The following is a 21952-nucleotide window of genomic DNA, read 5'->3' on the forward strand; positions in this document are numbered from 1 at the left end:
TGCGCGCCTCACCGGCCGTCCACGCCCTTCAACGCCCCCACTGAGCGTCTCTATCGAAACGCAATCCCGAGGGTTTCCTACAAATCCAACAGGAGCACATCATGCTCGCCCTTTCAGCGCAAGCCATTACCGCCGCGCTCCAGCGCATCGCGGAAAAAAGCCCTCAGCAGCCGTCGGATGCGGTGATCAACGCGTTGCTCGCGCGAGAACTGATCCGCCCTGTCGGCACGCACTTCGAACCGACCGAGTTTGGCCGCGCCTATTTCCGGCACGCATACACGATCCGACCGACGTGGTAACCGTGTAGCCGTCTGCGACGGCTACACCGCGGTCGAACCGTCTACCGACTCAGACAGTGGTGCCGAACACGGCCCCCACGCCGGCAGTCACCGCCATGGCCAGGGTGCCCCAGAAGGCCACGCGCAAGGCGCTTCTGAACAAAGGCGTTCCGCCCACGGCGGCGGCGGCGACACCGAGCAGGGCAAGGAAAACAATCGCCGTTGCCACCACCCAATAGAGCAGGCTTTGCTCGGGTGCCAGCAGAACCACCGCCAGCGGCATGGCGGCCCCGACGGCGAAGCTCCCGGCGGAAGCCAGCGCGGCTTGCAGCGGACGCGCGCTCAACGCCTCCGAGATCCCCAATTCGTCACGCGCATGCGCGCCCAGCGCATCGTGCGCCATCAGTTGCGTGGCGACCTGGTCCGCGAGCTGGTGATCCAGGCCCCGCCGTACATAGATGGCGGCCAGTTCCCGATGCTCCGCTTCGGGGCTGTTCTTCAGCTCTTCGCGCTCCCGCGTCAAATCCGCCTTTTCCGTGTCGGCCTGCGAATAGACCGATACGAACTCGCCAGCCGCCATCGACATGGCCCCGGCCACCAGTCCCGCGACCGCCGTGGTCGTGATGCTGGCATGGCTCGCATGGGCCGCGGCGACGCCCGCGACCAGACTGGCCGTGGAAATGATGCCGTCATTGGCCCCCAGGACGGCGGCACGCAACCAGCCGATGTGTTCGGTGCGATGACGCTCCGGATGAGCGCGGCGTTGAAACGTTGTCATTGAGGATTCCGATCCGTGTGAAACCGCATTGGGCAGTCCGTTCATGCGCGACACCCGCCACGCATGCGACGCAGTATGCTCCCGCGCAGCATCCGGGTGAAGCGGTCGCGCAAAATTCAGTGCGACGAGACATAAGGCGTATCGGCAAACTCCGCCGGAATCGCGAAACTCTCGCGCATACGCCGGGCTTCCGCCGCGGGCGTCGAACCGAACAGACGCCTGAACTCACGACTGAACTGCGACGCACTCCCGTACCCCACGGCAAGGCCCGCAGCCTCCGCCGTCATCCCCCGACGCACCATCAACAGACGCGCCTGATGCAGCCGTGTCGACTTCAGATACTGCATCGGGGAGACCCGCGTGATCGCCTTGAAATGACTGTGAAAACTCGGCACGCTCATGCCCGCTTCCCGGGCCAGTTGGCGCACGTCGAGACGCTGTGCGTAGTTCGCGTGAATCAATCGCAGCGCGCGGCCGATCCGGCCGAACTGCCCGCGCATGGCCAACGCCTCGCGCATCGCGCCACCCTGCGCGCCGGTGAGCACGCGGAAATATAGCTCCCTCAGCAGTCCCTCCCCCAACACCGCCACCTCCAGCGGCCGATGCAGCGCCTCGAGAAGGCGCAGAACGGAGGCGCGCATCGCGTCCTCCATCGGCGTCGACATCATGCTCTGCGGCGCCACCCCCGACGCCGCGCCCCCTTCGTGAGCAATCCGCTCCGCAAGCTCGGCCGCCAATGCGAAATCCAGATGCAGGTACAACGCGAGCAACGGACGATCTTCGGAGGCATCCGTCTCCATGCTGAACGGCACGGGCACCGATACGGCCAGGTAATGCTGCTCGTCGTATAGGTATAGCTGATCACCGAAATAGCCTCGCTTGGTGCCCTGACAGACGATGACGATGCCCGGATCGTACAGAACGGGGGTGCGCGACAACGGACGATTCGAGCGCAGGACGCGAACGCTCGGCAGCGCCGTCAGGTTGTAACCCTCATCCGGCGCCAACGCTTCCAGCAAGGCGACCATGCGCGTTCGACCTCGCGGGGAAGGTGCGGACCGTGGCGACGGCGAAGACAGCGAATTTGAAGCCGGTCCGAGATTCATAGTTTTGTGCAAGAAAGTTCGCGGAATTTGGATTAACTCCGCACCTTCACAAGCCTAACATGCAATCTTCCATCGACATTTGGGAGATATCTCCATGACACCCGGCAAGACACTTCTCATCACTGGCGTCAGCAGCGGCTTCGGACGCGCGCTTGCACGCGAAGCCCTGGCGGCGGGGCACAAGGTCATCGGCACGGTGCGAAGCGACGAGGCGAGACGAGAATTCGAGTCACTGTCGGCAAACGCCGCGTGGGGACGTGTGCTCGACGTCACCGACTTCGTCGGTATCGACGGCGCCGTAAGCGCCATCGAAGCCGAGGTCGGGCCGATCGACGTACTGGTGAACAACGCCGGTTATGGGCACGAAGGCATCATGGAGGAATCGCCACTCTCGGAAATGCGGCGGCAGTTCGACGTGAACGTCTTCGGCGCGGTCGCCATGATGAAGGCTGTGCTGCCGCACATGCGTGCGCGCCGCCGCGGCCACATTCTGAACATCACGTCGATGGGCGGCTACATCACGATGCCGGGAATCGCCTATTACTGTGGCAGCAAGTTTGCACTGGAGGGCATCTCGGAGGCGCTTGGCAAAGAGGTCGCACCGTTTGGTATCGCGGTGACGGCGGTGGCGCCGGGCTCATTTCGCACCGACTGGGCAGGCCGCTCGATGGCGCGAACGCCTCGCTCGATTGCCGACTATGACGAGACGTTCAATCCCGTGCGGCGTGCGCGCGAGGAAAAAAGCGGCAAGCAACCGGGAGACCCGGTGCGAGCCGCGCGCGCCATGTTGACCGCCATTGCGGCGGACCATCCTCCCGCGCATCTCCTGCTCGGCAGCGACGCGCTCGGGCTCGTTCGGGCAAAGCTGTCCGCGTTGAACGAGGAATTCAACGCGTGGGAAGCGATCACGGTTTCGACGGACGGTTGACGAGGACAGGTCGATGCCGCGAGCCACGGCGCTCCCGCCCCGTCAAGTCAAGTCGGCGCGCCCCCGCCTCAATCCGTGAGCGACACGAACCAGACCTTCTTGACGAATTCGTCGACCTCCCAGTGGCCCTTGTAACCCTCGGGCATCACGAACGGATCGCCGGTCTTCAGGGCGTGCACCGTGCCGTCCGGATCGACCACGCGGCACTCGCCTTCGAGGATGTAACCGAATTCGATATAGCCCGTGGTGTCCGCCCGGAACTTGCCCGCCGTGCTCTCCCAGACGCCCGAGGACGCGCGTCCCCCGTTACCTTCAAAGCCCTGCATGCTGCGAAACACGGTATCGCCCTCCATCGGGCGCTTCGGCTTGCCGACAATGGGATGCTCCAGGGGACCGGCGCTGAAACGCACCAGACGCGAATGACTCTCGGCCACAACTCACCTCGTTATCGATGGGAAAAAATTCTGGAATGAATCGCACGACGAACAGCGCGTGAAGCACAGCGCACGACGAACACACATGCCAGCCGGCACGCATCGCGACGCCCTGCCTCGGTTCGTCATGCCGGGAAAGTTCGAGGCCCGTCGCTCACCGTTTGTCGTACCTGGACAGACGGAAGGCGTGCGGATCGACGCGCGGCGAATTGCCCTGCACCAAATCCGCCATCAGCGCCCCGGCGGCCGGACCAATGCCGAAGCCGTGGCCCGAGAAGCCCGACGCCAGATAGAAACCGGGCACCCCATCGACGCCCGAGATCACGGGAATCGCGTCCGGCGTCACGTCGATGAAGCCGGCCCACGCGTGCGCGACCTGCGCAGGCTCGAACGCCGGAAACGCCTGCTTGAGCTTGTCGAGCGCCACGCCAATCGACTTCATTCCCGGTGCCGGGTCGAGCGTGCGATGCACTTCGAACGGCGTGACGTCGTTCGCGCCAAAGCGGGTCGGCATGCGTAACTCGTCCAGAAAGCGTTTGCCGACGCGCAGCTTCAGATACTTCTTCTCCGAGAGCCACGCCGGGAAGAATTGCCGGCACAGGCGAATGCTGTCGGGCGTGAGATCGGCCACCGACGCCCCCAGTTGCGACACCGAATACCCGCCATCGGCACGCTTGCGGCAGGTGAAATCCTTGCCATTGATCGCAAGGTCGAGCCCCGCGTCGACCGGCGTGGTGCGCAGTACCGACGCATGCACCTTCAGTTGCGGAAAACTCACGCCAGCATTGCCGCAGAACAATCGAGACCACGCGCCACCGGCCAGCACCACGGCATCGGCCGCCACCCGCCCGCGCTCGGTCATGATGCCGCTCGCAAGTCCGCCCGTGCGGTCGAGACAGCGCACGGCCGTCTGCTCGAATACCTGCGCGCCGGCAGCGATGGCGAGCTTCGCGATCGTTTGCGTGGCCCGATCCGGCTCCGCCACGCCATCCACCGCACAATGCAATGCGCCGATCCAGGCGCGCGCCGAGCGTGTCTTGAACAGACCAGGCAGCTGCTCACGATCAAGCAGTTGCGCCGGCACACCCAGCCCTACCGCCTTGTCGAGCCATGTGCGATAGCCGTCCATGTCGGCCTGGGTCTCCGCCAGATAGGCCACACCGGTTTGCCGATACCCCACATCGTGCTGTGCCTGAATTTCCTTCCACAGGTCGATGGCGTGCATCGCGAGCGGCAGTTCCCTCGGGTCGCGGCCCACGGTCCGGATCCAGCCCCAGTTGCGTGACGACTGCTCGCCCGCGATCACGCCCTTCTCGAACACCGCCACGCGTACGCCGGCCCTGGCCAGTGCCCACGCCGTGCTCAGTCCGATAATGCCGGCCCCGATGATCGCGACATCGACCTGTTTGGGGAGAACGCTAGCCATAAATTACCCATCGAGAAGAGAAGATGAATCGGGATGCCCGCGCGGCGAACCCGCTCAGACGTAGAAGTGGTTGCTGTTCACGACCATGAAGACAGTCGTGTCGTCCCAAGCGTTTTCCCAGCGATACGGCCGGTTGCCCGTGAAGCCGTAGGTATCGCCCGGCCCCAGCAACAGCGTGGTGTCGTCGATATGGACACGCAACTTGCCGCTCAGCACGTAGCCGACCTTGTCACCGCTCGCCACCAGCAAGTTCGCGTCGGACGATGCCCCCGGCGCCAGCTCCATCAGGAAAGCCTCGAGCGACGCACAGTTCGCCGGGGTGATCCGCGACTTCGTCACGCCCGAGCCGGCCAGGCGCAGCGGCTTGCGCTGGCTCGCCCACACGACGAACTCGCTCGGTTCGGTCGCGCTCGGAGCGCCTCCCGCCTCGGCCGGCGCCGACGCAAACAGCGCCGCACCGTCGACCCCCAGCGCATGACACAACTGGCGCAACGAACGCATCGACGGCGAACTCACGCCTCGCTCGATCTGACTCAACATGCCGATCGACATGTGGGTACGTGCCGCAAGCGCCTTGAGCGTGAACTTGCGCTCGGTGCGCATCGCCCGCAGGCGCATGCCCAGCTCCCGGTCGCTGGCCTGGGCCGAATCGTCCTCGGGTAAATCGCCCGTCACCGGGGCGAACGTCTCGGTCTCCGGCTCATGCCCGGCAATCACGGAGGAGGTCGGTACGGCAGCGGCTTTCGGCTTCGATGGCATGGCAATGGAAAATCAGGATCGCGACGAAGGCGCAAATGGGGGGGGACTGAAACTTGCGCCAGGCAAGTTTCAATCATACTTCAAAGATATCGAGGCACGGCTTACGTCACGTGCTTGCGGCTGGCGTAAAGGCCGATCAGCGCGAAGACCGCGATGACCACGATGTAGTAAGCGGGGGCCATCACGCTGCCCGTGGCCTTCACCATGAAACCGACCACCAGCGGCGTGATGCCGCCGAAGAAGGTCTGCGCGATCACATAGGCAATCGACACGCCGGTGGTGCGGCAGGACGTAGGGAACAGTTGCGAGAGCAGAGAGCCGATCGGCGAGAAGTAGAAGCTGTAGAACACGACCGAGAGCGTGCACTGGAACACCGCCAGCGTGAGCAGCGAGGGCGATCGCGTGAGCAGTTGGAACAGCGGGAAGACGAGAATCACGCCCAGCACCAGCGCCGTGCGCATGACCTTGACCGTGCCCAGCCGGTCGGCCGTGATCCCGCCGAGCATCGGCACGAGCGTGCAGACCACGCCACTGCAGATCGAGGCGATGAACGCGTCGTCCTTCGTCAGCCCCAGATTGTTGATGGCGAACGTCGGCATGTAGAGATTGAGGAAACTGGCAACGACGCCCGCGGCCGCCACGACGGCGCCGATCAGCACAAAGCGCTTGTGAGAGCGAAACGTCTCGGCCAGCGGATTGTGCACCGTCGCCCCCTCGCGCTTGACCTGCTCGAAGTCGGCTGTCTCCTCGATCCTGGAGCGGATGTACAGGCCGACCGGCCCGATCAGACAGCCGAACAGGAATGGCAAGCGCCAGCCCCACGCGTAGATCTGGTCCTGCGAGAGGAAGTGGTTGGAGAAATAGGCGAAAAGCGACGCGGCAAGCACGGCGAGCCCCGACGCCGAGAACTGCAGGCTCGCAAAGAATGCCTTGCGCGAGGCACTCTGCTCCGTCAGATAAGAGTTGGCGGTGCCGAACTCCCCTCCGACCGAAAAGCCCTGCAACAACCGTCCCGTCACGAGAATCACCGGCGCCCAGACGCCGATCGCGTCGTAGGTCGGCGAGATCGCGATCAGGATTGTGCCGGCGAGCATGAGCATCGCGGCAAAGCTCAACGTCGCGCGCCGGCCGACCTTGTCGGCCATGATGCCCAGCACCACCGCCCCCACCGGCCGGATCAGGAACGAACTCGCGAACGTCATCAGGCTCAGGAGCAGCGCCGACTGCGGATCGCCCTGCGGAAAGAACAGCCTGGAAATGGTGATCGCGAACATCGCGTACACCAGAAGATCGAACCATTCGAAAAACGTACCGAAGTTTGCCGCAATCACGTCGCGCGTGCGGCTTCCCGTGCGAGGCTCCCGGGCGACGAAACTACCGATTTTGGTGCTTTCCATATGTGACATTCCAGAGCGAGACGTTGCTGTGACCTGCGCCTGCATTCTGGGCAGCCGAAATCGCTGTCGATATTAGAGATTTCACCTATGTGAAATTAACCGACATATTTACGTGAAATTTTCACTAAATTGAAATTCACTCCCCCGATTCATGAACATGAGCCTCTCCCCTGCCGTCGCGCCGTCGCGTTGGGGCGAAAAAAAACCGCCATTTCTGGCGGCTTTCCGTCGAGGCCCTGTGCGGTCGGCGACCGCGCTGAGTGCATCAAGCTGTCAGGCGCGCAAGCAGCGTGCGCGGGCGGGCCGCGCGTCCGGCGGCGACTTGTGCAGCTTCTTGCCAGCGGGCCGTCGGCACGTCCGAAGGCGAGAGCAGGCTGTCGAAGCCACAGGCCCACAGCATCGCCAGTTGGTCCGGCAGCAACGGACCGGCGGCACGGATGGCGCCTTCGAAACCCCACTTGTCGCGTAGCACCCTGGCAAGCGTGAAGCCCCGTCCGTCTCGCGTCTTCGGAAACTCGATCACGACGAGCTCGACTTGCGCCAGCCACGGCGCGATGCGTTCCGGGTCGTCGTGGCCCTGCACGCGCACACCGGCAGGCGCCGCGCCTTGCGCGTTCGCCGACAGCCAGGCGTCCAGCGGCAGCACGTCTTTGTTGCGCGCCCCCGACGTCGCCGAAGCATCGTCACCGAGATAGGTCCAGACGTCTGCGGCCGGCAGCCCGTTTCGATCAATCAACATTCAAAGCTCCCTTGAACGGTTCTGCGCCCACACGAGCGAGCGTATCGATGAAGCGCTCGCCCTCGTGTCTGAGCGAGCGATAGCGATCGAGAATGTTCTCGATCACCTGCGGCACGTCGTCGTAGCTCACGCCGGGGCCGAGAATCTTGCCGACCGCGGCGTTGTCGTCCGCCGAGCCGCCCAGCGTGATCTGATAGTTTTCCTTGCCCGCCTTGTCGACACCGAGAATGCCGATGTGCGCGACGTGATGGTGCGCGCACGCGTTGATGCAGCCCGACACGTTGAGCGTGATCGGCCCGATGTCGCGTTGCTGCTCCGGTGTGAAACGCAGGGCGATGCGCTGGGCCACGGGCACGGAGCGGGCGTTGGCGAGCGCGCAGTAATCCAGGCCCGGGCACGCGATCGCGTCGGAAATCAAGCCGATGTTGGGCGTCGCCAGTCCGGCCGCCTTCAGGCGCGTCCACAGGGCATGGAGCTCGTCGCGCTTGACGTGCGGCAGTACCAGATTCTGCTCGTGCGTCACGCGCAACTCGTTGTGCGAGTAACGCTCGGCCAGGTCGGCGAGCAACAGCATTTCCTGCGAACTGGCGTCGCCCGGGATACCGCCGGCGGGCTTGAGCGACACAACCGCGCTGATGTAGCCGGGCACCTTGTGCGCATGGGTGCAGGTGTCGACCCAGCGACGGAAATCGACGTCGCTCGCGTAAGACTGCTCGAAGGCGGCGGATGTGTCCGGCAGCGTCGCGAATTCCGGCACGATGAATCGCTCGCGAATCGCGGCGATGACCTCGTCGGGCAACGGGCGATGCGTTTGCGCGATACGCTCGAATTCGTCCTCGATCATCTCGATGAACTTCGCCGGCTGCATTTCCTTGATGAGGATCTTGATGCGCGCCTTGTAGATGTTGTCGCGGCGGCCCAGCGCGTTGTACACGCGCAGGATGGCCTCGACGAAGCGCAGCAGATCGCCCTCGGGCAGCCAGTCCCGTACGAGCGTGGCAACGATCGGCGTGCGCCCCAGACCACCGCCGGCGTAGATCTGGAAGCCCACTTCGCCGCGTTCGTTGGTGCGCGCGAGAATGCCGATATCGTGAAAGCGCACGGCCGCACGGTCGGTCTGGCCGCCCGTGATTGCAATCTTGAACTTGCGCGGCAGATAGGTGAACTCGGGATGGTCCGTCGACCATTGACGCAGGATCTCGGCATATACGCGCGGATCCACGATCTCGTCGCGGGCGGCGCCGGCGAACTGATCGGTCGTGACGTTGCGAATGCAGTTACCGCTCGTCTGAATGGCGTGCAGGTCGACGTCGGCGAGCTTCGACAGGATCTCGGGAGCATCGGTCAGCGTCGGCCAGTTGAATTGCAGGTTCTGACGCGTGGTGAAATGGCCGTAACCCTTGTCGTAACGGTTGGCCACAAAGGCCAGCTGCCGCAACTGAACCGCACTCAGCGTGCCATAGGGAATCGCCACCCGCAACATGTAGCCATGCAGTTGCAGGTACAGGCCGTTCATCAGGCGGTAGACCTTGAAGTCGTCTTCGCGCAGTTCTCCGCTCAGGCGACGCGCCACCTGCTTGCCGAACTCGTTGGCACGGTCCTTGAGGAACTCGCGCTCCGACGGATCGTAGCGATAGATGCCCGCATGTTCCGGCGCGACGCTCAGCGCCGGCGCGTCGGCGAGCGCGGCCTGGACGGCGGCGTCCGATGCCTGCTTGCCGAGGTCCGCACGCACGGACGGGCCGCGCGAGCGCAGTTGCTCGCGGAAATCCACCGGCACAGGGCCGGTCGGTCCGATCTGCGCCGGGCGCGGCATCGGATCGACGATCCGGTTGGCCGCCAGCGCGACCTGCGCGGCCGCCTGGGCCGACTCGAGGCCATGCTCATCGAACACTTCCGCCTTCGCAAGGTCGTCGACCCAGTCGTGATGCTTGTCCAGCCAGACGACCAAGCCGTCTTCGAGCCGGTTCGCCGAAATCAGATTGCCTGCATTCATTCCACGCTCTCAATGCCTGTTGTTTTGTGGTCGCATGTCGCGAGTCGACCGGCAGGCTATCAAGCTGAGCGGGAATAGACGACCATTAAGAAGTAATTTAGACATTACGCGATGTTGTTTGGACATCGCGCCACCCCGCATCGTCCTGTCCGGTGCGGCTCGTGGCGAGGTGGCGGCAGGCAAGCGGCCGGCGCGTGCGCGCCTAGTCGGAGATCGGGATATAGGCGCGCAGGGCGAATTTCGCGTCGGGCATGACCACCAGGCGCGCCTCCACGACGCGGGTGCCTTCGACCTTTGTGAACACAGGCATCACGTACACGCAGTCGAAAACCCGCTGGATCGTGGGGTCGGCGCCCGACTCCACGGCATTGAGGCGCATGCAGCGCAAACGGTCGAGCAGGAAACCCCGGATGTCCTGGTCGGACGGCGATTCCACGCCGATGGACCTGGCGAACTCGTCATGGGCGAACTTGCGCACGAGATCGACCGTCTCGTCGAGATTGGCTTGCACGGCAACGACTTTCATGTCTTCCCCGCTCACGATGGTCTGCGTCCAGTGTTTCGAGGCGAACTCCCCGAGCGCGTCCGCCGGCGATGTGCTCGCCCGCCGTCGTCGACGCCACATATTAGCAGGCGCGCGCCTCGGACCGGAACGCCCCGGCGCCCCGAAAGACGAGCGTGCCGGGCCTCGCAAAATGCCTGTATTTTTATACAGTATTCATGCTACATTTCCGCTCATCACTCCCATCATCGAGAGAGACATCATGAGCGACACCAAATCCATCAGGTTTATCGTCGTGCCGTACCGCAAGAACAAGGACGGTGTGTTGCAGCCGGGCGAGTTGCGCCAGGCAAGCACGGAATTCGGTGCGGTGCGCATCGCACAATCGATGGCGTCCGGCTTCGCGGGGATCGCCGCCTACGAGGTGCTGGTCGACGAGGAAGACGGCACGATGGACGCGCCACGCGTGCTTTTCCAGGAAGGCGCCATTCCCGCGATGGCCGAGTAACGCGACGTTGCGGCGCGTGCACGCGCGGTCACTGTGCCCGCGTGGGCCGTGGGATGGCGTCGAACGAGCGGGTCTGGCGGGGGTGCTGGAGGTCGCGCGTGTCGAGCGCGCGCTCTCTTGCCGAGAGTGCCTGTTCGTTCGACGTGGACGCGGCACCGTTGCGCTCGCTGGCGGTGCGGTTGATGGTGGCGCTGGCGCTTTGGGCATCCGTCACGCCGATCGACGGCGCACCGACCGCCGTGACCGCCGGGTTTCGGGCCGGCGACTGGTTGGCCTGACGGATGCTGCCAAGATCTCCCGCCCCCAGATAGGACTGCGCGCCGGCCTGGCCGGACAGCAATGCGGCCGCGAGACTCAGAAAGACGACGATGAATTTGCCGTGGTTCACAATGGCTCCCCGTTGGATGGACCCGGTTGCAACGTGCGGTCTCCGCGCCCTTGCGCTTTCACACCGCCTCGCGCAGGCCGGATCCCGGCATGGCTCGCATTGTCGCAGCGACGCGACACATTGTCGCCTGCATAAATCACAGTAGACTTCCCTATCAATATCGACAGCCCGCTCTGCTACACTTCGCGAAAAAGCGAGTCAACGGCTCGGCAATAAGCGATAACGGGGGGTCCCATGTCGGACGACGTCAGTTTTCGACGAGCATCGGAAGCGGTGCGGGCCGTGGGCGCCGGTCAGGCGGACTGGCTGGATGTCGTGCAGACGGCGCGCGAATTTCTCGGCGCGGATGCGGCCACGTTCCTCTGCCACGACAAGCAAAGCCGTTCGGTGCGCTTCGTCGAGCAATCCGGGCATGAGGCCGGCCTGATCGAAGAATATTCCCAGCGCTTCTACCAGTATGACGATTCGACGCGGCGCTTCTGGGACGCGCCGGCGGGCACCTGGTTCGACTCCTCCATCGCGCTGAAGCACGAATCGGCGAACGACCGCGTGTTCTGGAACGAATTCATGCGGCCGCACCAGCTACAGCAGCTCGTCGGCGTGGTGATCTGCAACGACGACGACGCCCTCACGGCACTGAGCATCCAGCGCATGCATGTGGTCGAACCGTCCTTTGCGCATGCTGCGCGAATCGCCGAGTACGAACGACAGCTCGCCGCTGCCTTCGCAACGCGCCGCGCCGCCACGCGCGCCAGCCTCGATATCCTCAGCCAGATGCTCGACCCCGAGCGCGAGGGGTTCGCCATCGCCTCCCCGGACGCCTGGATACTGGCCTCGGCGCCGGGACTCGATTCGCTGCTCGGCGGCAACGACAGCCAACTGATGATCCGGCAGCGCAAGCTCGTGCATCGCCAGTCCGAATGGCAGGCACGCCTGACGCAGGCCTTGCAACGGGTCGGCGCCTCACGCGAACCCGCCTCGCTCGTACTGCCCGACTCATGGGGCAACGCGTTTCGCCTAACGATGCGCGCCGTGGGGCACGAAATGAATCACGGGCTGCGCTCAGCGGTCGGGATTCGCATCGAACGCCGCAGCATTTTCAATGTGCCCACGGAAGCCGCCCTGCGCCACCATTTCGCGCTCACGCAGGCCGAAGCGCGCCTGTTCCACCATCTTGTGGCGGGGCTGACCATCGGGGAGTGCAGCGAGGTGCTGAAGCTGAGCGCCAGCACGTTGCGCACGCAACTCTCCTCGATTTTGCGCAAGACCGGTTGCCATCGCCAGGGGGAACTGTTGCGGCTTGCCGCAATGCTCTCGCCATAAAGGACTCACGCGCCCGCGTTTTCGCGGTGCACCACCACCGCACTGACCCGGTTTCGCCCGGCCAGCTTGGCAAGCCGGCGCTGCGCTTCGGCCGCCTTCAGGAGCACTTCGGCACTGTCGCACTCCCCAGGCACGCCGGTCGCCGCGCCCACGCTGATCGTGAGCGTCCCCGTCGCGCTGCCCTCGTGCGCGATATGCAGGCGCTCGGCGTCGCGGCGAAATTGCTCCGCCATGACGGCCGCGGCCGCCGCATCGGTCTCGGGCAACACCACCGCCAACGCATCGCTGTCGTATCGCGCCGTCAGGTCGGTATCCCGACGCATGTGTCCACCGATATTCGAGGCGACCGCGCGCAAGACATCGTCGGCCACGGCGTGCCCATAGGTGTCGTTGAAGTGTCTGAAGTGATCGATATCGGCGATCAGCACCGACAGCGGATTGCCGGAACGCTGCGCGCGACGCCACGCATCGGCCAGTTTCGCGTCGAGCGCACGGCGATTGCCCTGCCCCGTCAGGCCGTCCGTTGCCGAGAGACGTTCGCGTTGCGCGACGGCTGCCGCCCGCGACCGCATCGCCGCCACCAGCAACCATGACCCGGCAATCAATGTGGCCGCGCAAGTGGCGGCGATCGCACCCAGCAGCGCGGCGTTACGCCGCCATTCGCGCATCGCCGCTTGCGTCGACGGCGTGACCACCACGTACATCGAAGCCCCCGGCACGCGCACGGAGCGATACTCCCGCGCTCGTACGCCCAACGGGAAAGACAACGCTTCGGTCAGGTTGCGCTCGCGCGTGGCATTTCCCGGCAGCGACACGAGCGCTCCCAGGCGCGATCCGATGCAAGGATCACAGGAAAGCACGGCGCCTTTCTCTTCGACGATGTCGATCGTCCGAAGATCGGCCGAATCGATGTCTTTGACCAGCGAGCCCAGGTGGTCCAGGCGCAATGCAATGACGGCGACACCATTGAACGAATGATCCGGCGCCGCTATCCGGCGCGTGAGCGCGACGGATAGCGTCCCCCGGTGATTGCGCGATGCATAGGGCTGCGAGATATAGAGCCCGAGCGACGGGTTCACCTGGTGCGAGCGGAAGTAATCGCGGTCCGCCACGCTCTCGGGCGCCGCCTCCATGGCGCGGAGCGGCGCCGCGATGATGCCGCTCTTGTCGACGATGTAGGCATCATCGAGAAAATCGCGGACGAGCGCCTGACCGAAACGAACGCGCTCGCGCACGCGCTCGGGAAACATGGGGGTGGCGGGGTCTTCCGCCTCGCGCACCATCTCCTTGAGCAACGCGTCATAGACGGCGATATTGGCGCCAAGACTTGCCGCGACCACGGATGCCACGCTCTGCGCCCGCTCCAGTACAAGCGTCTCCCGGGCCTGCTGGTCCATTCGCAACAACACGCCCACGCCAATGAGGATCGCAAGCGCCATCGCGGTGCCTGCCCAACCCACTACCGACGGCCGGGCATCGATCATTTCCGACAGGGCACGCAGCCTTGCCGGCCACTTCTTTTGCGAAAGTACTCCCGAGCGTTGGGTCATATCGAATGGCCTTGCGGGATGACAACGAAAGGTTGCGATGTTCCCGGCCGAGATCGTGGGACGACACGACCCCGGCGCCGTTCACACCGGGACACCGCACATCGAGTATTCTAATGTGCGCGTACGCTTGGCCGGTGCGCTTCGTCGACATCCATTCGCCAAATCGTTCGGATGCCTATCGCGTGCGACTTCGCGTGCGAGTTCGCGTGGACTGTCTTGGGGACACCAAAATTGCTTGAGTGCTACGCATACGTCAGCCGCGCGCTGCCCGATCTCGATCCGCTGGAACTGTCGAAAATCATCGTCAATTCCCGCGGGTTCAATGCGGCGCACGGCGTCACCGGCGTATTGCTTTACGACGGCGCAGTGTTCTATCAGTACATCGAGGGACCTCATGCAGCGATCGCGGATGCACGCGGGCGCATCGAGGCGTCGCGCCATCATACCGACATCGAAATCCTGATCGACGGCACGCCACGCACGAGTGGCGCGTTCTCGACGTGGAGCCTGGGCTATCTGATGCTCGATGAACCGGCGCATTCGCTGCGCGCCTTCGTCATGCCCGCCGACCACGCGGCGCTGGTGAGCGCCTTCGGCGCGCTTGCGGCGAAATCCGACGCCATGTAGCCCCCGCCCGACACCATCCGAAATCGCGCCGCAAAAAAACGCCGGATCCTCTCGGGTATCCGGCGTTTTTCCCTGACATCGCCGCACACGCGAGAGGCTCACGTGCGAGGCCGTCCGTTTCGGCGCTTATTGCTCGATCTGTCGATTCCAGCGCTGATCCCACTGTGCGCGGCGCTGGTTGATGGCGTCCCAGTCCACCGTCTTGAGGTTCTTGACCAGGTCGTCGATCTTACCCAGGCGCTTTTGCATGGCGGGCGGCATGGTGGCCTGCGTATTGGTCGGGATATAGGCGCCCGCCGCGGCGGCCAGCGTCTGCCCGCGGGCCGAGAGGAGATACTGCGCGAGCTTCTGCGCCATCGCGTTGTCCGGGCTGTTCTTGACCACGCACAGGTCAACCAGCAATTGCACGGCGCCTTCCTTGGGCGCGACGTACGCAACCGGAATGCCCTTTTCCTGGAGTTCGCTCACGGCCGTGGGCGTGAGCGGGAAGATCGCCGCCTCGCCGGTCTGGATCATTTCCGAGAGCTTGGCCGAGTTCGGGATGTACTCGACGACATTCGGCCCCACGGTGGTCGCCCACTTGCTGAAGCCCGGCTCGACGTTCGTCTCGCTGCCACCCCAGATCCGGTTGAGCGCGAGGAAGCCATGCAGGCCGAACGTGCTGCTCGACGCCGACTGAAACACCACCTTGCCCTTGTACTTCGGGTCGGCGAAGTCCGTCCACGACGTCGGTGCCGCCCAGCCCTTCTCCTTGAAGATCTTGGTGTTGTAGCCGATACCGGTCATGCCCAGTTGCACACCCGCGGCCATGTCGTCCTTCACGCGGGCCGACGGCATGAGCTCCTTGAGCACCGGCGAGTCGTCGAGCTTCTGGCAAACGCCCATGGCGATGGCACGCGCCATCACCCCGTCGTCGAGGAACACGACATGCAGTTGCGGGCTGTTCCGGTTGGCCAGCAGCTTGGCGAGCACATCGGACGACGTGCCGGGCACGACCACGACCTTCACGTTGTTGGCCTTCTCGAATTCCGGAAAGACCTGACTTGTGTAAGCCTTTTCCATCGAGCCGCCGTTCATGCCGACGTAAAGCGTTTTGGACTGCGACCAGGCCGCGCTGCTCGCGCCCAATGCCAGCGCCGCAGCGCACATGACGACCTTTCGGGATAGCTTCATCGTGGTTCTCCTTGCGTTTTCAGGGTGTAAGGACTGTGTGGGTTGAGACAGACTCGGAACCAGGGTTCGCGCCTGGCGCATCAGGCGGCCTCGCTCACGGCGGCGAACCGGTCGACGGCAAACGCGCCGATCGGTGTTTCCGTCTCGCCGTGGGTAACGAGGTCGGCCAGCACTTCGCCGACGCCGGGCGCGAGCAGGAAGCCGCCGCCCGAAAAGCCGAAGGCGTGCACGAGCCGGGGCGTGGTGCGGCTCATGCCGATGATCGGGTTGTTGTCCGGGGTCTCGCCTTCCACGCCGCTCCAGGTGCGGATGAGCAGCGCGTTGCGCAACGCGGGCAACAACGCGCACGCCTCGCGCATGACCGCGCGGGTGGTGTCGGCCGACGGCTGCGCGTACTCGCCGTTGCCCGTGCCGCGCCCGCCGCCGATCACGCAGTTGCCCCGCTCGACCTGACGCGCGTAGACGCCGCCACCGTACACGCCGAGGTTGTGGCCGATGAACCTTGGCAGCGGTTCGGTCACCCACATGTTCGGATAGATGGCGTGCATCGGCACGCGCTCGCCGAAGGCGCCCGCGATGTGATTGGCCCAGGCACCCGACGTATTGAGCAGCCAGTCGGCGCTCACGTTCAGGGGCTCGCCGGTCTCGGGCTGCGCCGTGAGCTGAAAACGCACGCCGTCATGCGCCATCGCCGTGATCGGCGTGCGCTCGTGGACCTCGGCGCCCAGCGCGCGTGCCGCGCGTGCAAACGCTGGCGACACGAGCCGTGGATTCGCGTGGCCGTCGCTCATGCACAGCGAACCGCCCACCGCGCCCTCGCCCAGCCAGGGGAAACGCTTGCGAAATTCCGCGCCGCGCAGCACGGTGGTGGCCAGACCGTAACCGGCTGCCATCCCGGACCACGCGTCGAGCGGTGCAAGATCGCTCTCGCGGCGCGCCAGGCGCAGGTGCCCGGAGCGCACGAACTCACCATCAATGCCGATGAGTTCCGGCAGCCGGTCCCACAGCCGGCGCGCGCGCATGGCAAGCGGAAGCTGCTCTTCCGGTCGTCCCTGGCAACGCACGCCGCCATAGTTCACGCCGCTGGCCTGCGCGCCGCAGTAGCGGCGCTCGAACAATGCGACACGCATGCCACGCTCGGCCAGCGCGCGCGCGGCCGACGCGCCGACGAGTCCGCCGCCGGCCACCACGACGTCGTAATGCCGGGTGTGCGGCGTATGACGGGTATTGAGCGCGCTACTCATCGCGGGCCTCCTCGGGAATCGCCGCAACGTTCTCGTCGAACAGCATGGGGGCGATCGGAATCGGTTTCACAGGCGCCTGCGCACGCAAACGCCCCACCTGTGCGAGGGTTTGTCCGCTCGCCTCGGCCAGCAGATGGCACGCTGCCTCGCCGCACATGCGGCCCTGGCAGCGGCCCATGCCGACGCGCGTGAGCGCCTTGAGGCGGTTGATCTCGGTCACGCCATCATGCCGCACACAGTCGCGCAGCGTACGCGCGTCGATTTCCTCGCAACGGCACACGAGCATGTCGTCGGGCCAGTCGGCGGAGGGATCGCGCGGCAGGGCGAACGCCTGTTCGATGCCCTCTCGAAAACGCCGGATGCTCGCGAGCTTGCGCTCGAGCGTGAGCGCGTCCGGCCCGTCGGTCGCAGTGGCGGTGACCGGTGTCGTGATACCGATATCCTCGAGCAAGGCGAGCGCCGCGCGCCGACCGGCCAGCTCGGCCGCGTCGGCCCCCGCGATGCCCGCGCCGTCGCCCGCCAGATAGATCCCGGATTGCGAGCTCCGCCCAGCCGCGTCGCGCTCGGGCAGCCAGCACTGATTGAGCGTGTCGAAGACAAAGCGGCAGCCCGCCAGATCGGCCAGTTGCGTCTCGGGACGCAGGCCGAAGCCCAACCCGACCGCGCTGCACGCAAGCGTGTGCCTGCGCCCGTCACGACGCCAGTGAATCGCCTGCACGCCGGCGCGCTTCCCGCCCCCCATGCTCCCCTCGATCCCCTCGCCCCCCTCGATCCCCTCGAGCGTGACACCGTGCTCCACGCGAACGCCACGCGCACGCAATGCGCCGACATAGTAAAGACCCTTGGCCAGCGTGGCAGGTTGATTCAGCATACGCGGCGTGGCCAGGGCCTGCCGAACGAACGTGTTCGTGTCGAGCACGGCCACCACGTTCGCCCCGGCCTTCGCGTACTGATACGCAACCAGATACAGCAGTGGTCCCGTACCCGCGAACACCACGCGCTCCCCGATGGCACAACCCTGGGCCTTGAGCGCGACCTGCGCGCCCCCCAGCGTGTACACGCCCGGCAGCGTCCAGCCCGGCACCGGCAACACGCGGTCGGTGGCACCGCTGGCGATGATCAGATGCGTGAACGAGACGGGCGTCTCGCGGCCGCCGTGCATGGTGTGGAGTTGTTTCGGATCGCAGGCCCATACGAGCGTCTCGGGCCGGTAGTCGACCCGAGGCAGCAGCTCGGCCATGGTGCGATGAATCGCTTCGGCCTTCGCCGCCTCGAACCCGTACAGCGTTTTCGGGGAACGGGCGAAACCCGCATCCGCTGGCGGCTGCCGGTAGATCTGTCCGCCCCAGCGCGGGTTTTCGTCGAGTACCACCGGGCGGAGTCCGGCGGACACGAGCGTCTGCGCCGCACGCACGCCGGCGGGACCGGCGCCGACGACTACGACCTTGGCGGGCTCAGTCATGCGCGCCTCCCCGGTCGTCATCGGCATGCGGGGCGCGGGGCGCATCGGTCAGGATACGCATGCCGGCCTGTACCGTCGTGGAACAGGCGCGCACGCGGATGCACTGCGCGTCGCCCGGGACCCCGCCCGATGTCTCGCAGCGCACCCAGCAATCCTGGCATGCGCCGATCAGGCAAAAGCCCGCGCGCGGCGCGCCGCTGAATTCGCTGAACCGAAGGTGCCGTTGGTGCGTGAGGATCGCCGTGAGCAACGTGTCGCCCGCGAGCGCCTGCACCGGCGCACCATCGAGATAGAACATGACGGGCGTGCGCGCCGTCTCGGCCAGGCGCGTCAATTGGGGTTGCGCCGACGCGCGCGGCACGCTCGCGTCTGGCAGGCAATGGGAAGTGCGGGACATGAATGTCGTTCCGAAGCGCGTGTTCAATGCTGGCCGATCAGAATGCGGTTCAGGCCATAGACCCGGTCGAGCAGCAGCATCGCGCCCAGCGTCACGGCGATCACCAGCGCCGAGACCGACGCCATCATCGGATCGATCGACTCGGTCGCGTACATGTACATGCGCACGGGCAATGTGACCGTCTGCGGCGACGTGATGAAGACCGACATCGTCAGCTCGTCGAAACTGTTGATGAAGGCGAGCAACCACCCGCCGGTGATGCCGGGCAGAATCATTGGCATCGTGACGCGGCGAAAGGTCGTCCACGACCCGGCGCCGAGCGAGGCGGCGGCGTGCTCCACGCTGCGGTCCAGGCCACTGATCGACGCGAGCACCAGGCGCATGATGAACGGCGTAACGACGATCATGTGTGCGAACGTGAGCGCGGCAAACGAGCCGGTCACGCCGAGCATCGCGAAGAATCGCAACAGCGCGATGCCGAGCACGAGGCCCGGGATGACCAGCGGCGAGAGCAGCAGGCCGTTGAGAAAGTTGCGCCCGGGAAAACGCGAGCGCCCGATCGCCAGCGCCGCCGGCAGCGCAATCGCCAGCGAGAGCGTGGCCGACAGGAAGGCGAGCTTCAGGCTGGTGAAGAACGACGCGATGAAGTCCGGGTAGTCGAGAATCGCGCGGAACCAGCGAAGCGAGAGACCGCGCGTGGGCAGCGACAGCGTTTGCTCCGGCGTGAACGCGACGAGCACCACGATGATCATCGGGGCAAGCACGAAGAGAATGACGAGCGCGTGGAACGCGAGCGCCAGGGGACTGTTTTTACGCATGATGGCCAATGGATTCTGTTCTGCGGAAAACGTGGCGCCTCAGCCCATGCTGCGCGAGTAGCGGCGCTCGAGCAGGCGGTAATACGTCAGCATCACGATCAGGTTCGCCACCAGCAGCAGCACGGCGATGGTCGCGCCCAGCGGCCAGTTCAGCGAACTCAGGAACTGGTCGTACACGGCGGTGGCGGCGACCTTGAGGCGTCGCCCGCCCAGCAGGCTCGGAATTGCGAACGCGCTCGCCGACAGGCCGAACACCATCAGACTGCCCGACAGGATGCCCGGCACCAGTTGCGGCAGCACGATGCGACGCAGCGTGGTCGCCTGCGAGGCCATGAGCGACAGCGCCGCGTTCTCCGTCTGCGGATCGAGCCGTTGCAGCGACGTCCATACGGGAATGACCATGAACGGCAGCATCACGTGCACAAGCGCGATCACGATCGCGAAATTCGTGTACTCGAGCTTGAAGGGCCCCATCCCGAGCAGGCCGAACGTCTGGTTGACCAGACCGCCCGAGCCGAGCAGCATGCTCCAGCCAAAAGCGCGCACCACGATGGACACGAGCAGCGGCGAGAGAATGATCAGCAGGAACAGCGAGCGCCACGGATCGCCCATGCGCGAGAGCACGTAGGCCTCGAATGTGCCGACCACGGCACACACGGCCGTGACCGTGAGCGAGATGCCGAACGTGCGCAGGAAGATCGTATGGAAGTACGGGTCGAAGAGGACTTCCCGATAGTTGTCGGACTGGAACGCCGCAATCGGACCACTCGCCGGATCGAACTGGTAGAACGTGAGCGCGAGCGTCATCAGCAACGGAATGAGCACCAGCGCCACGAACAGCAGCATGGCCGGCGCGCTCATCAGCCACATCGGCAAATACGCATGCCAGGGCGCGCGTGCGGCGGGCGGGGCGTCGGCGCGCATGACTTGCAGCGTCTCAGACATGGGCGCGCTCTCCTGCATTGACCGCCCCCTGCGAGATGAAGCGCACAGCCTCGGACTGCCAGTCGAGCCCCACCGGCGCCCCCTCGTCGAGCGGCTCACCCCCTTCGTTCTGGCAACACACGAGCACTTCGCCCAGTGCGCTGTCCACGCGATAGAGCCATTGGCTGCCCAGGAAGAAGCGACTTGTCACCGTGGCCGGCAAGCGGCCTGCCGCGGGCGCGCACAACCGGACCTTTTCCGGGCGCAGGCACAACGTGATCGCGTCGCCCACGGCCAGGTCGCGCTCGCGCGGCGAGAGCTCGGCAAGCGACGCGCGTTGCGTGAGCTGCGCGCCCAGCGCGACATGCAGATGTTCGCCGTCGCGTGCCGCCACCCGGCCGGCGAGCATGTTGGCCTTGCCGATGAATTGCGAGACGAACGGGGTTTCCGGACGCTCATAAGCGCGATACGGCGTGTCGACCTGCGTGATGCGCCCAGCCTCCATCACGACCACGCGATCGCTGATCGAGAGTGCCTCGGACTGGTCGTGCGTGACCATGATGGTGGTCGTGCCGATCTTGCGCTGAATCGCGCGCAGCTCGAACTGCATGTCCTCGCGCAGCTTGGCATCGAGGTTGGACATCGGCTCGTCGAGCAGCAGCACGGGCGGTGCGATCACCACGGCGCGCGCGATCGCCACCCGCTGACGCTGCCCGCCGGAGAGTTCGCGCGGATAGCGATGACCCAGCGCGTCGAGCCGCACCAGGGCGAGCGCCTCGCGAATGCGCGCCTGGCGCTCTGCCTTGTCCACGCCGCGCATTTCCAGGCCAAAGCCCACGTTGTCCGCGACGGTCATGTGCGGAAAGAGCGCGTAGCTCTGGAACACGATGCCCAGACCGCGCTTGTTCGGGCGCATGTGCGTGATATCGCGCCCGTCGAGCGTAATGCGCCCGGTCGTGGTTTCGACGAATCCCGCGATCATCTGCAAAGTCGTGGTCTTGCCACAGCCCGACGGGCCGAGCAGCGAGACAAACTCGCCCTTTTCCACCGAGAGATTGACGTTCGAGACGGCATTGAGCTCGCCGAACGTCTTGGAAACATCCGTCAAAGTCAGGAAAGACATGGTCCCTACCTTCGGGCGCAGGTGCGCCGCTAGAAATGCAATTGCATCGAACAGTAGCGAGCCAAATTGCTT

General features: G+C 65.2%; 23 protein-coding genes. 5 read left to right on the forward strand and 18 right to left on the reverse strand.

Annotated features, from left to right (window positions below; all coding sequences use genetic code 11):
• Positions 1-101: 101 nt before the first annotated feature.
• Positions 102-299 (forward strand): hypothetical protein, encoded by a 198-nt coding sequence (locus tag W930_RS0107850; RefSeq protein WP_023871595.1) that lies wholly within the window; start codon positions 102-104, stop codon positions 297-299.
• A gap of 49 nt (positions 300-348) precedes the next feature.
• Here W930_RS0107850 and W930_RS0107855 read toward each other — a convergent pair whose 3' ends face one another.
• The gene (locus W930_RS0107855) at positions 349-1056 is read right to left on the reverse strand and encodes a VIT family protein (protein WP_023871596.1); all 708 of its coding nucleotides are present in this window, start codon (positions 1054-1056) and stop codon (positions 349-351) included.
• A gap of 116 nt (positions 1057-1172) precedes the next feature.
• Positions 1173-2084: an AraC family transcriptional regulator gene (locus tag W930_RS0107860; RefSeq protein WP_024788505.1), complete on the reverse strand. Its 912-nt coding sequence runs from the start codon at positions 2082-2084 to the stop codon at positions 1173-1175.
• A 172-nt stretch (positions 2085-2256) separates the two neighbouring features.
• On the opposite strand from W930_RS0107860, the gene W930_RS0107865 reads away from it, so the two are divergent.
• On the forward strand, positions 2257-3090 hold the full coding sequence (locus W930_RS0107865) for an oxidoreductase (protein WP_023871598.1): 834 nt from the start codon (positions 2257-2259) through the stop codon (positions 3088-3090).
• A gap of 68 nt (positions 3091-3158) precedes the next feature.
• Here the strand turns inward: W930_RS0107865 and W930_RS0107870 are convergent, their stop codons facing one another.
• From W930_RS0107870 to W930_RS0107900, 7 genes are all read right to left on the reverse strand, one after another.
• Positions 3159-3524 (reverse strand): cupin domain-containing protein, encoded by a 366-nt coding sequence (locus W930_RS0107870; protein ID WP_023595549.1) that lies wholly within the window; start codon positions 3522-3524, stop codon positions 3159-3161.
• Between the two features lie 154 nt (positions 3525-3678).
• Positions 3679-4950 (reverse strand): FAD-binding oxidoreductase, encoded by a 1272-nt coding sequence (locus W930_RS0107875; RefSeq protein ID WP_023595548.1) that lies wholly within the window; start codon positions 4948-4950, stop codon positions 3679-3681.
• A 54-nt stretch (positions 4951-5004) separates the two neighbouring features.
• Positions 5005-5709, reverse strand: a complete 705-nt coding sequence (locus tag W930_RS0107880) for a helix-turn-helix domain-containing protein (RefSeq protein WP_023595547.1) — start codon at positions 5707-5709, stop codon at positions 5005-5007.
• Positions 5710-5810: 101 nt separating this feature from the next.
• Positions 5811-7106, reverse strand: a complete 1296-nt coding sequence (locus W930_RS0107885; RefSeq protein WP_023871600.1) for an MFS transporter — start codon at positions 7104-7106, stop codon at positions 5811-5813.
• A 265-nt stretch (positions 7107-7371) separates the two neighbouring features.
• Positions 7372-7845, reverse strand: a complete 474-nt coding sequence (locus tag W930_RS0107890) for a DUF934 domain-containing protein (protein ID WP_023871601.1) — start codon at positions 7843-7845, stop codon at positions 7372-7374.
• Positions 7835-9841 carry a DUF2849 domain-containing protein gene (locus W930_RS0107895; RefSeq protein ID WP_023595544.1) on the reverse strand — a complete coding sequence of 669 codons (2007 nt, stop codon included), beginning with the start codon at positions 9839-9841 and terminating at the stop codon, positions 7835-7837. Before W930_RS0107895 ends, W930_RS0107890 begins: the two co-directional genes overlap by 11 nt.
• 202 nt (positions 9842-10043) lie before the next feature.
• Entirely contained in the window at positions 10044-10367 is a 324-nt protein-coding gene (locus tag W930_RS0107900) for a hypothetical protein (RefSeq protein ID WP_025249017.1), read from the reverse strand.
• A 238-nt stretch (positions 10368-10605) separates the two neighbouring features.
• Between W930_RS0107900 and W930_RS0107905 the strand changes: the two genes are divergently transcribed.
• Entirely contained in the window at positions 10606-10851 is a 246-nt protein-coding gene (locus W930_RS0107905) for a hypothetical protein (protein WP_023595542.1), read from the forward strand.
• Between the two features lie 28 nt (positions 10852-10879).
• Here the strand turns inward: W930_RS0107905 and W930_RS0107910 are convergent, their stop codons facing one another.
• Positions 10880-11239, reverse strand: a complete 360-nt coding sequence (locus W930_RS0107910) for a hypothetical protein (protein WP_023871603.1) — start codon at positions 11237-11239, stop codon at positions 10880-10882.
• 234 nt (positions 11240-11473) lie between these two features.
• Between W930_RS0107910 and W930_RS0107915 the strand changes: the two genes are divergently transcribed.
• Positions 11474-12562, forward strand: a complete 1089-nt coding sequence (locus W930_RS0107915) for a hypothetical protein (protein ID WP_023595540.1) — start codon at positions 11474-11476, stop codon at positions 12560-12562.
• Positions 12563-12567: 5 nt separating this feature from the next.
• Here the strand turns inward: W930_RS0107915 and W930_RS26610 are convergent, their stop codons facing one another.
• A complete protein-coding gene (locus W930_RS26610; protein WP_024788506.1) occupies positions 12568-14112 on the reverse strand; it encodes a diguanylate cyclase in 1545 nt (514 codons plus the stop codon).
• 231 nt (positions 14113-14343) lie between these two features.
• Between W930_RS26610 and W930_RS26615 the strand changes: the two genes are divergently transcribed.
• On the forward strand, positions 14344-14739 hold the full coding sequence (locus W930_RS26615; protein WP_023595538.1) for a BLUF domain-containing protein: 396 nt from the start codon (positions 14344-14346) through the stop codon (positions 14737-14739).
• 126 nt (positions 14740-14865) lie between these two features.
• Here W930_RS26615 and W930_RS0107930 read toward each other — a convergent pair whose 3' ends face one another.
• The 7 genes from W930_RS0107930 to W930_RS0107960 form a co-directional block, all read right to left on the reverse strand.
• Positions 14866-15912: an ABC transporter substrate-binding protein gene (locus W930_RS0107930; RefSeq protein WP_023871605.1), complete on the reverse strand. Its 1047-nt coding sequence runs from the start codon at positions 15910-15912 to the stop codon at positions 14866-14868.
• A gap of 80 nt (positions 15913-15992) precedes the next feature.
• A complete protein-coding gene (locus tag W930_RS0107935) occupies positions 15993-17156 on the reverse strand; it encodes an FAD-binding oxidoreductase (protein ID WP_023871606.1) in 1164 nt (387 codons plus the stop codon).
• Entirely contained in the window at positions 17149-18618 is a 1470-nt protein-coding gene (locus W930_RS0107940) for an NAD(P)/FAD-dependent oxidoreductase (RefSeq protein ID WP_023871607.1), read from the reverse strand. Before W930_RS0107940 ends, W930_RS0107935 begins: the two co-directional genes overlap by 8 nt.
• A complete protein-coding gene (locus W930_RS0107945) occupies positions 18611-19015 on the reverse strand; it encodes a (2Fe-2S)-binding protein (RefSeq protein WP_023595534.1) in 405 nt (134 codons plus the stop codon). Before W930_RS0107945 ends, W930_RS0107940 begins: the two co-directional genes overlap by 8 nt.
• Before the next feature lie 23 nt (positions 19016-19038).
• The gene (locus W930_RS0107950; protein ID WP_023871609.1) at positions 19039-19833 is read right to left on the reverse strand and encodes an ABC transporter permease; all 795 of its coding nucleotides are present in this window, start codon (positions 19831-19833) and stop codon (positions 19039-19041) included.
• Between the two features lie 39 nt (positions 19834-19872).
• Entirely contained in the window at positions 19873-20778 is a 906-nt protein-coding gene (locus tag W930_RS0107955; RefSeq protein WP_023871610.1) for an ABC transporter permease, read from the reverse strand.
• Positions 20771-21880, reverse strand: a complete 1110-nt coding sequence (locus W930_RS0107960) for an ABC transporter ATP-binding protein (protein ID WP_023871611.1) — start codon at positions 21878-21880, stop codon at positions 20771-20773. Before W930_RS0107960 ends, W930_RS0107955 begins: the two co-directional genes overlap by 8 nt.
• Positions 21881-21952 lie beyond the last annotated feature (72 nt).

It is taken from the genome of Pandoraea sp. E26 (genome assembly GCF_000681415.1).
GTDB lineage: Bacteria > Pseudomonadota > Gammaproteobacteria > Burkholderiales > Burkholderiaceae > Pandoraea > Pandoraea pnomenusa.

What these genes read in the sequence shown, in the direction of transcription:
- W930_RS0107850 (WP_023871595.1), top strand. Translation starts at nt 102, where the DNA reads ATGCTCGCCCTTTCAGCGCAAGCCATTACCGCCGCGCTCCAGCGCATC.
- W930_RS0107855 (WP_023871596.1), bottom strand. Translation starts at nt 1,056, where the DNA reads ATGACAACGTTTCAACGCCGCGCTCATCCGGAGCGTCATCGCACCGAA.
- W930_RS0107860 (WP_024788505.1), bottom strand. Translation starts at nt 2,084, where the DNA reads ATGGTCGCCTTGCTGGAAGCGTTGGCGCCGGATGAGGGTTACAACCTG.
- W930_RS0107865 (WP_023871598.1), top strand. Translation starts at nt 2,257, where the DNA reads ATGACACCCGGCAAGACACTTCTCATCACTGGCGTCAGCAGCGGCTTC.
- W930_RS0107875 (WP_023595548.1), bottom strand. Translation starts at nt 4,950, where the DNA reads ATGGCTAGCGTTCTCCCCAAACAGGTCGATGTCGCGATCATCGGGGCC.
- W930_RS0107880 (WP_023595547.1), bottom strand. Translation starts at nt 5,709, where the DNA reads ATGCCATCGAAGCCGAAAGCCGCTGCCGTACCGACCTCCTCCGTGATT.
- W930_RS0107885 (WP_023871600.1), bottom strand. Translation starts at nt 7,106, where the DNA reads ATGGAAAGCACCAAAATCGGTAGTTTCGTCGCCCGGGAGCCTCGCACG.
- W930_RS0107890 (WP_023871601.1), bottom strand. Translation starts at nt 7,845, where the DNA reads ATGTTGATTGATCGAAACGGGCTGCCGGCCGCAGACGTCTGGACCTAT.
- W930_RS0107895 (WP_023595544.1), bottom strand. Translation starts at nt 9,841, where the DNA reads ATGAATGCAGGCAATCTGATTTCGGCGAACCGGCTCGAAGACGGCTTG.
- W930_RS0107900 (WP_025249017.1), bottom strand. Translation starts at nt 10,367, where the DNA reads ATGAAAGTCGTTGCCGTGCAAGCCAATCTCGACGAGACGGTCGATCTC.
- W930_RS0107905 (WP_023595542.1), top strand. Translation starts at nt 10,606, where the DNA reads ATGAGCGACACCAAATCCATCAGGTTTATCGTCGTGCCGTACCGCAAG.
- W930_RS0107915 (WP_023595540.1), top strand. Translation starts at nt 11,474, where the DNA reads ATGTCGGACGACGTCAGTTTTCGACGAGCATCGGAAGCGGTGCGGGCC.
- W930_RS26610 (WP_024788506.1), bottom strand. Translation starts at nt 14,112, where the DNA reads ATGACCCAACGCTCGGGAGTACTTTCGCAAAAGAAGTGGCCGGCAAGG.
- W930_RS0107930 (WP_023871605.1), bottom strand. Translation starts at nt 15,912, where the DNA reads ATGAAGCTATCCCGAAAGGTCGTCATGTGCGCTGCGGCGCTGGCATTG.
- W930_RS0107935 (WP_023871606.1), bottom strand. Translation starts at nt 17,156, where the DNA reads ATGAGTAGCGCGCTCAATACCCGTCATACGCCGCACACCCGGCATTAC.
- W930_RS0107940 (WP_023871607.1), bottom strand. Translation starts at nt 18,618, where the DNA reads ATGACTGAGCCCGCCAAGGTCGTAGTCGTCGGCGCCGGTCCCGCCGGC.
- W930_RS0107945 (WP_023595534.1), bottom strand. Translation starts at nt 19,015, where the DNA reads ATGTCCCGCACTTCCCATTGCCTGCCAGACGCGAGCGTGCCGCGCGCG.
- W930_RS0107950 (WP_023871609.1), bottom strand. Translation starts at nt 19,833, where the DNA reads ATGCGTAAAAACAGTCCCCTGGCGCTCGCGTTCCACGCGCTCGTCATT.
- W930_RS0107955 (WP_023871610.1), bottom strand. Translation starts at nt 20,778, where the DNA reads ATGTCTGAGACGCTGCAAGTCATGCGCGCCGACGCCCCGCCCGCCGCA.
- W930_RS0107960 (WP_023871611.1), bottom strand. Translation starts at nt 21,880, where the DNA reads ATGTCTTTCCTGACTTTGACGGATGTTTCCAAGACGTTCGGCGAGCTC.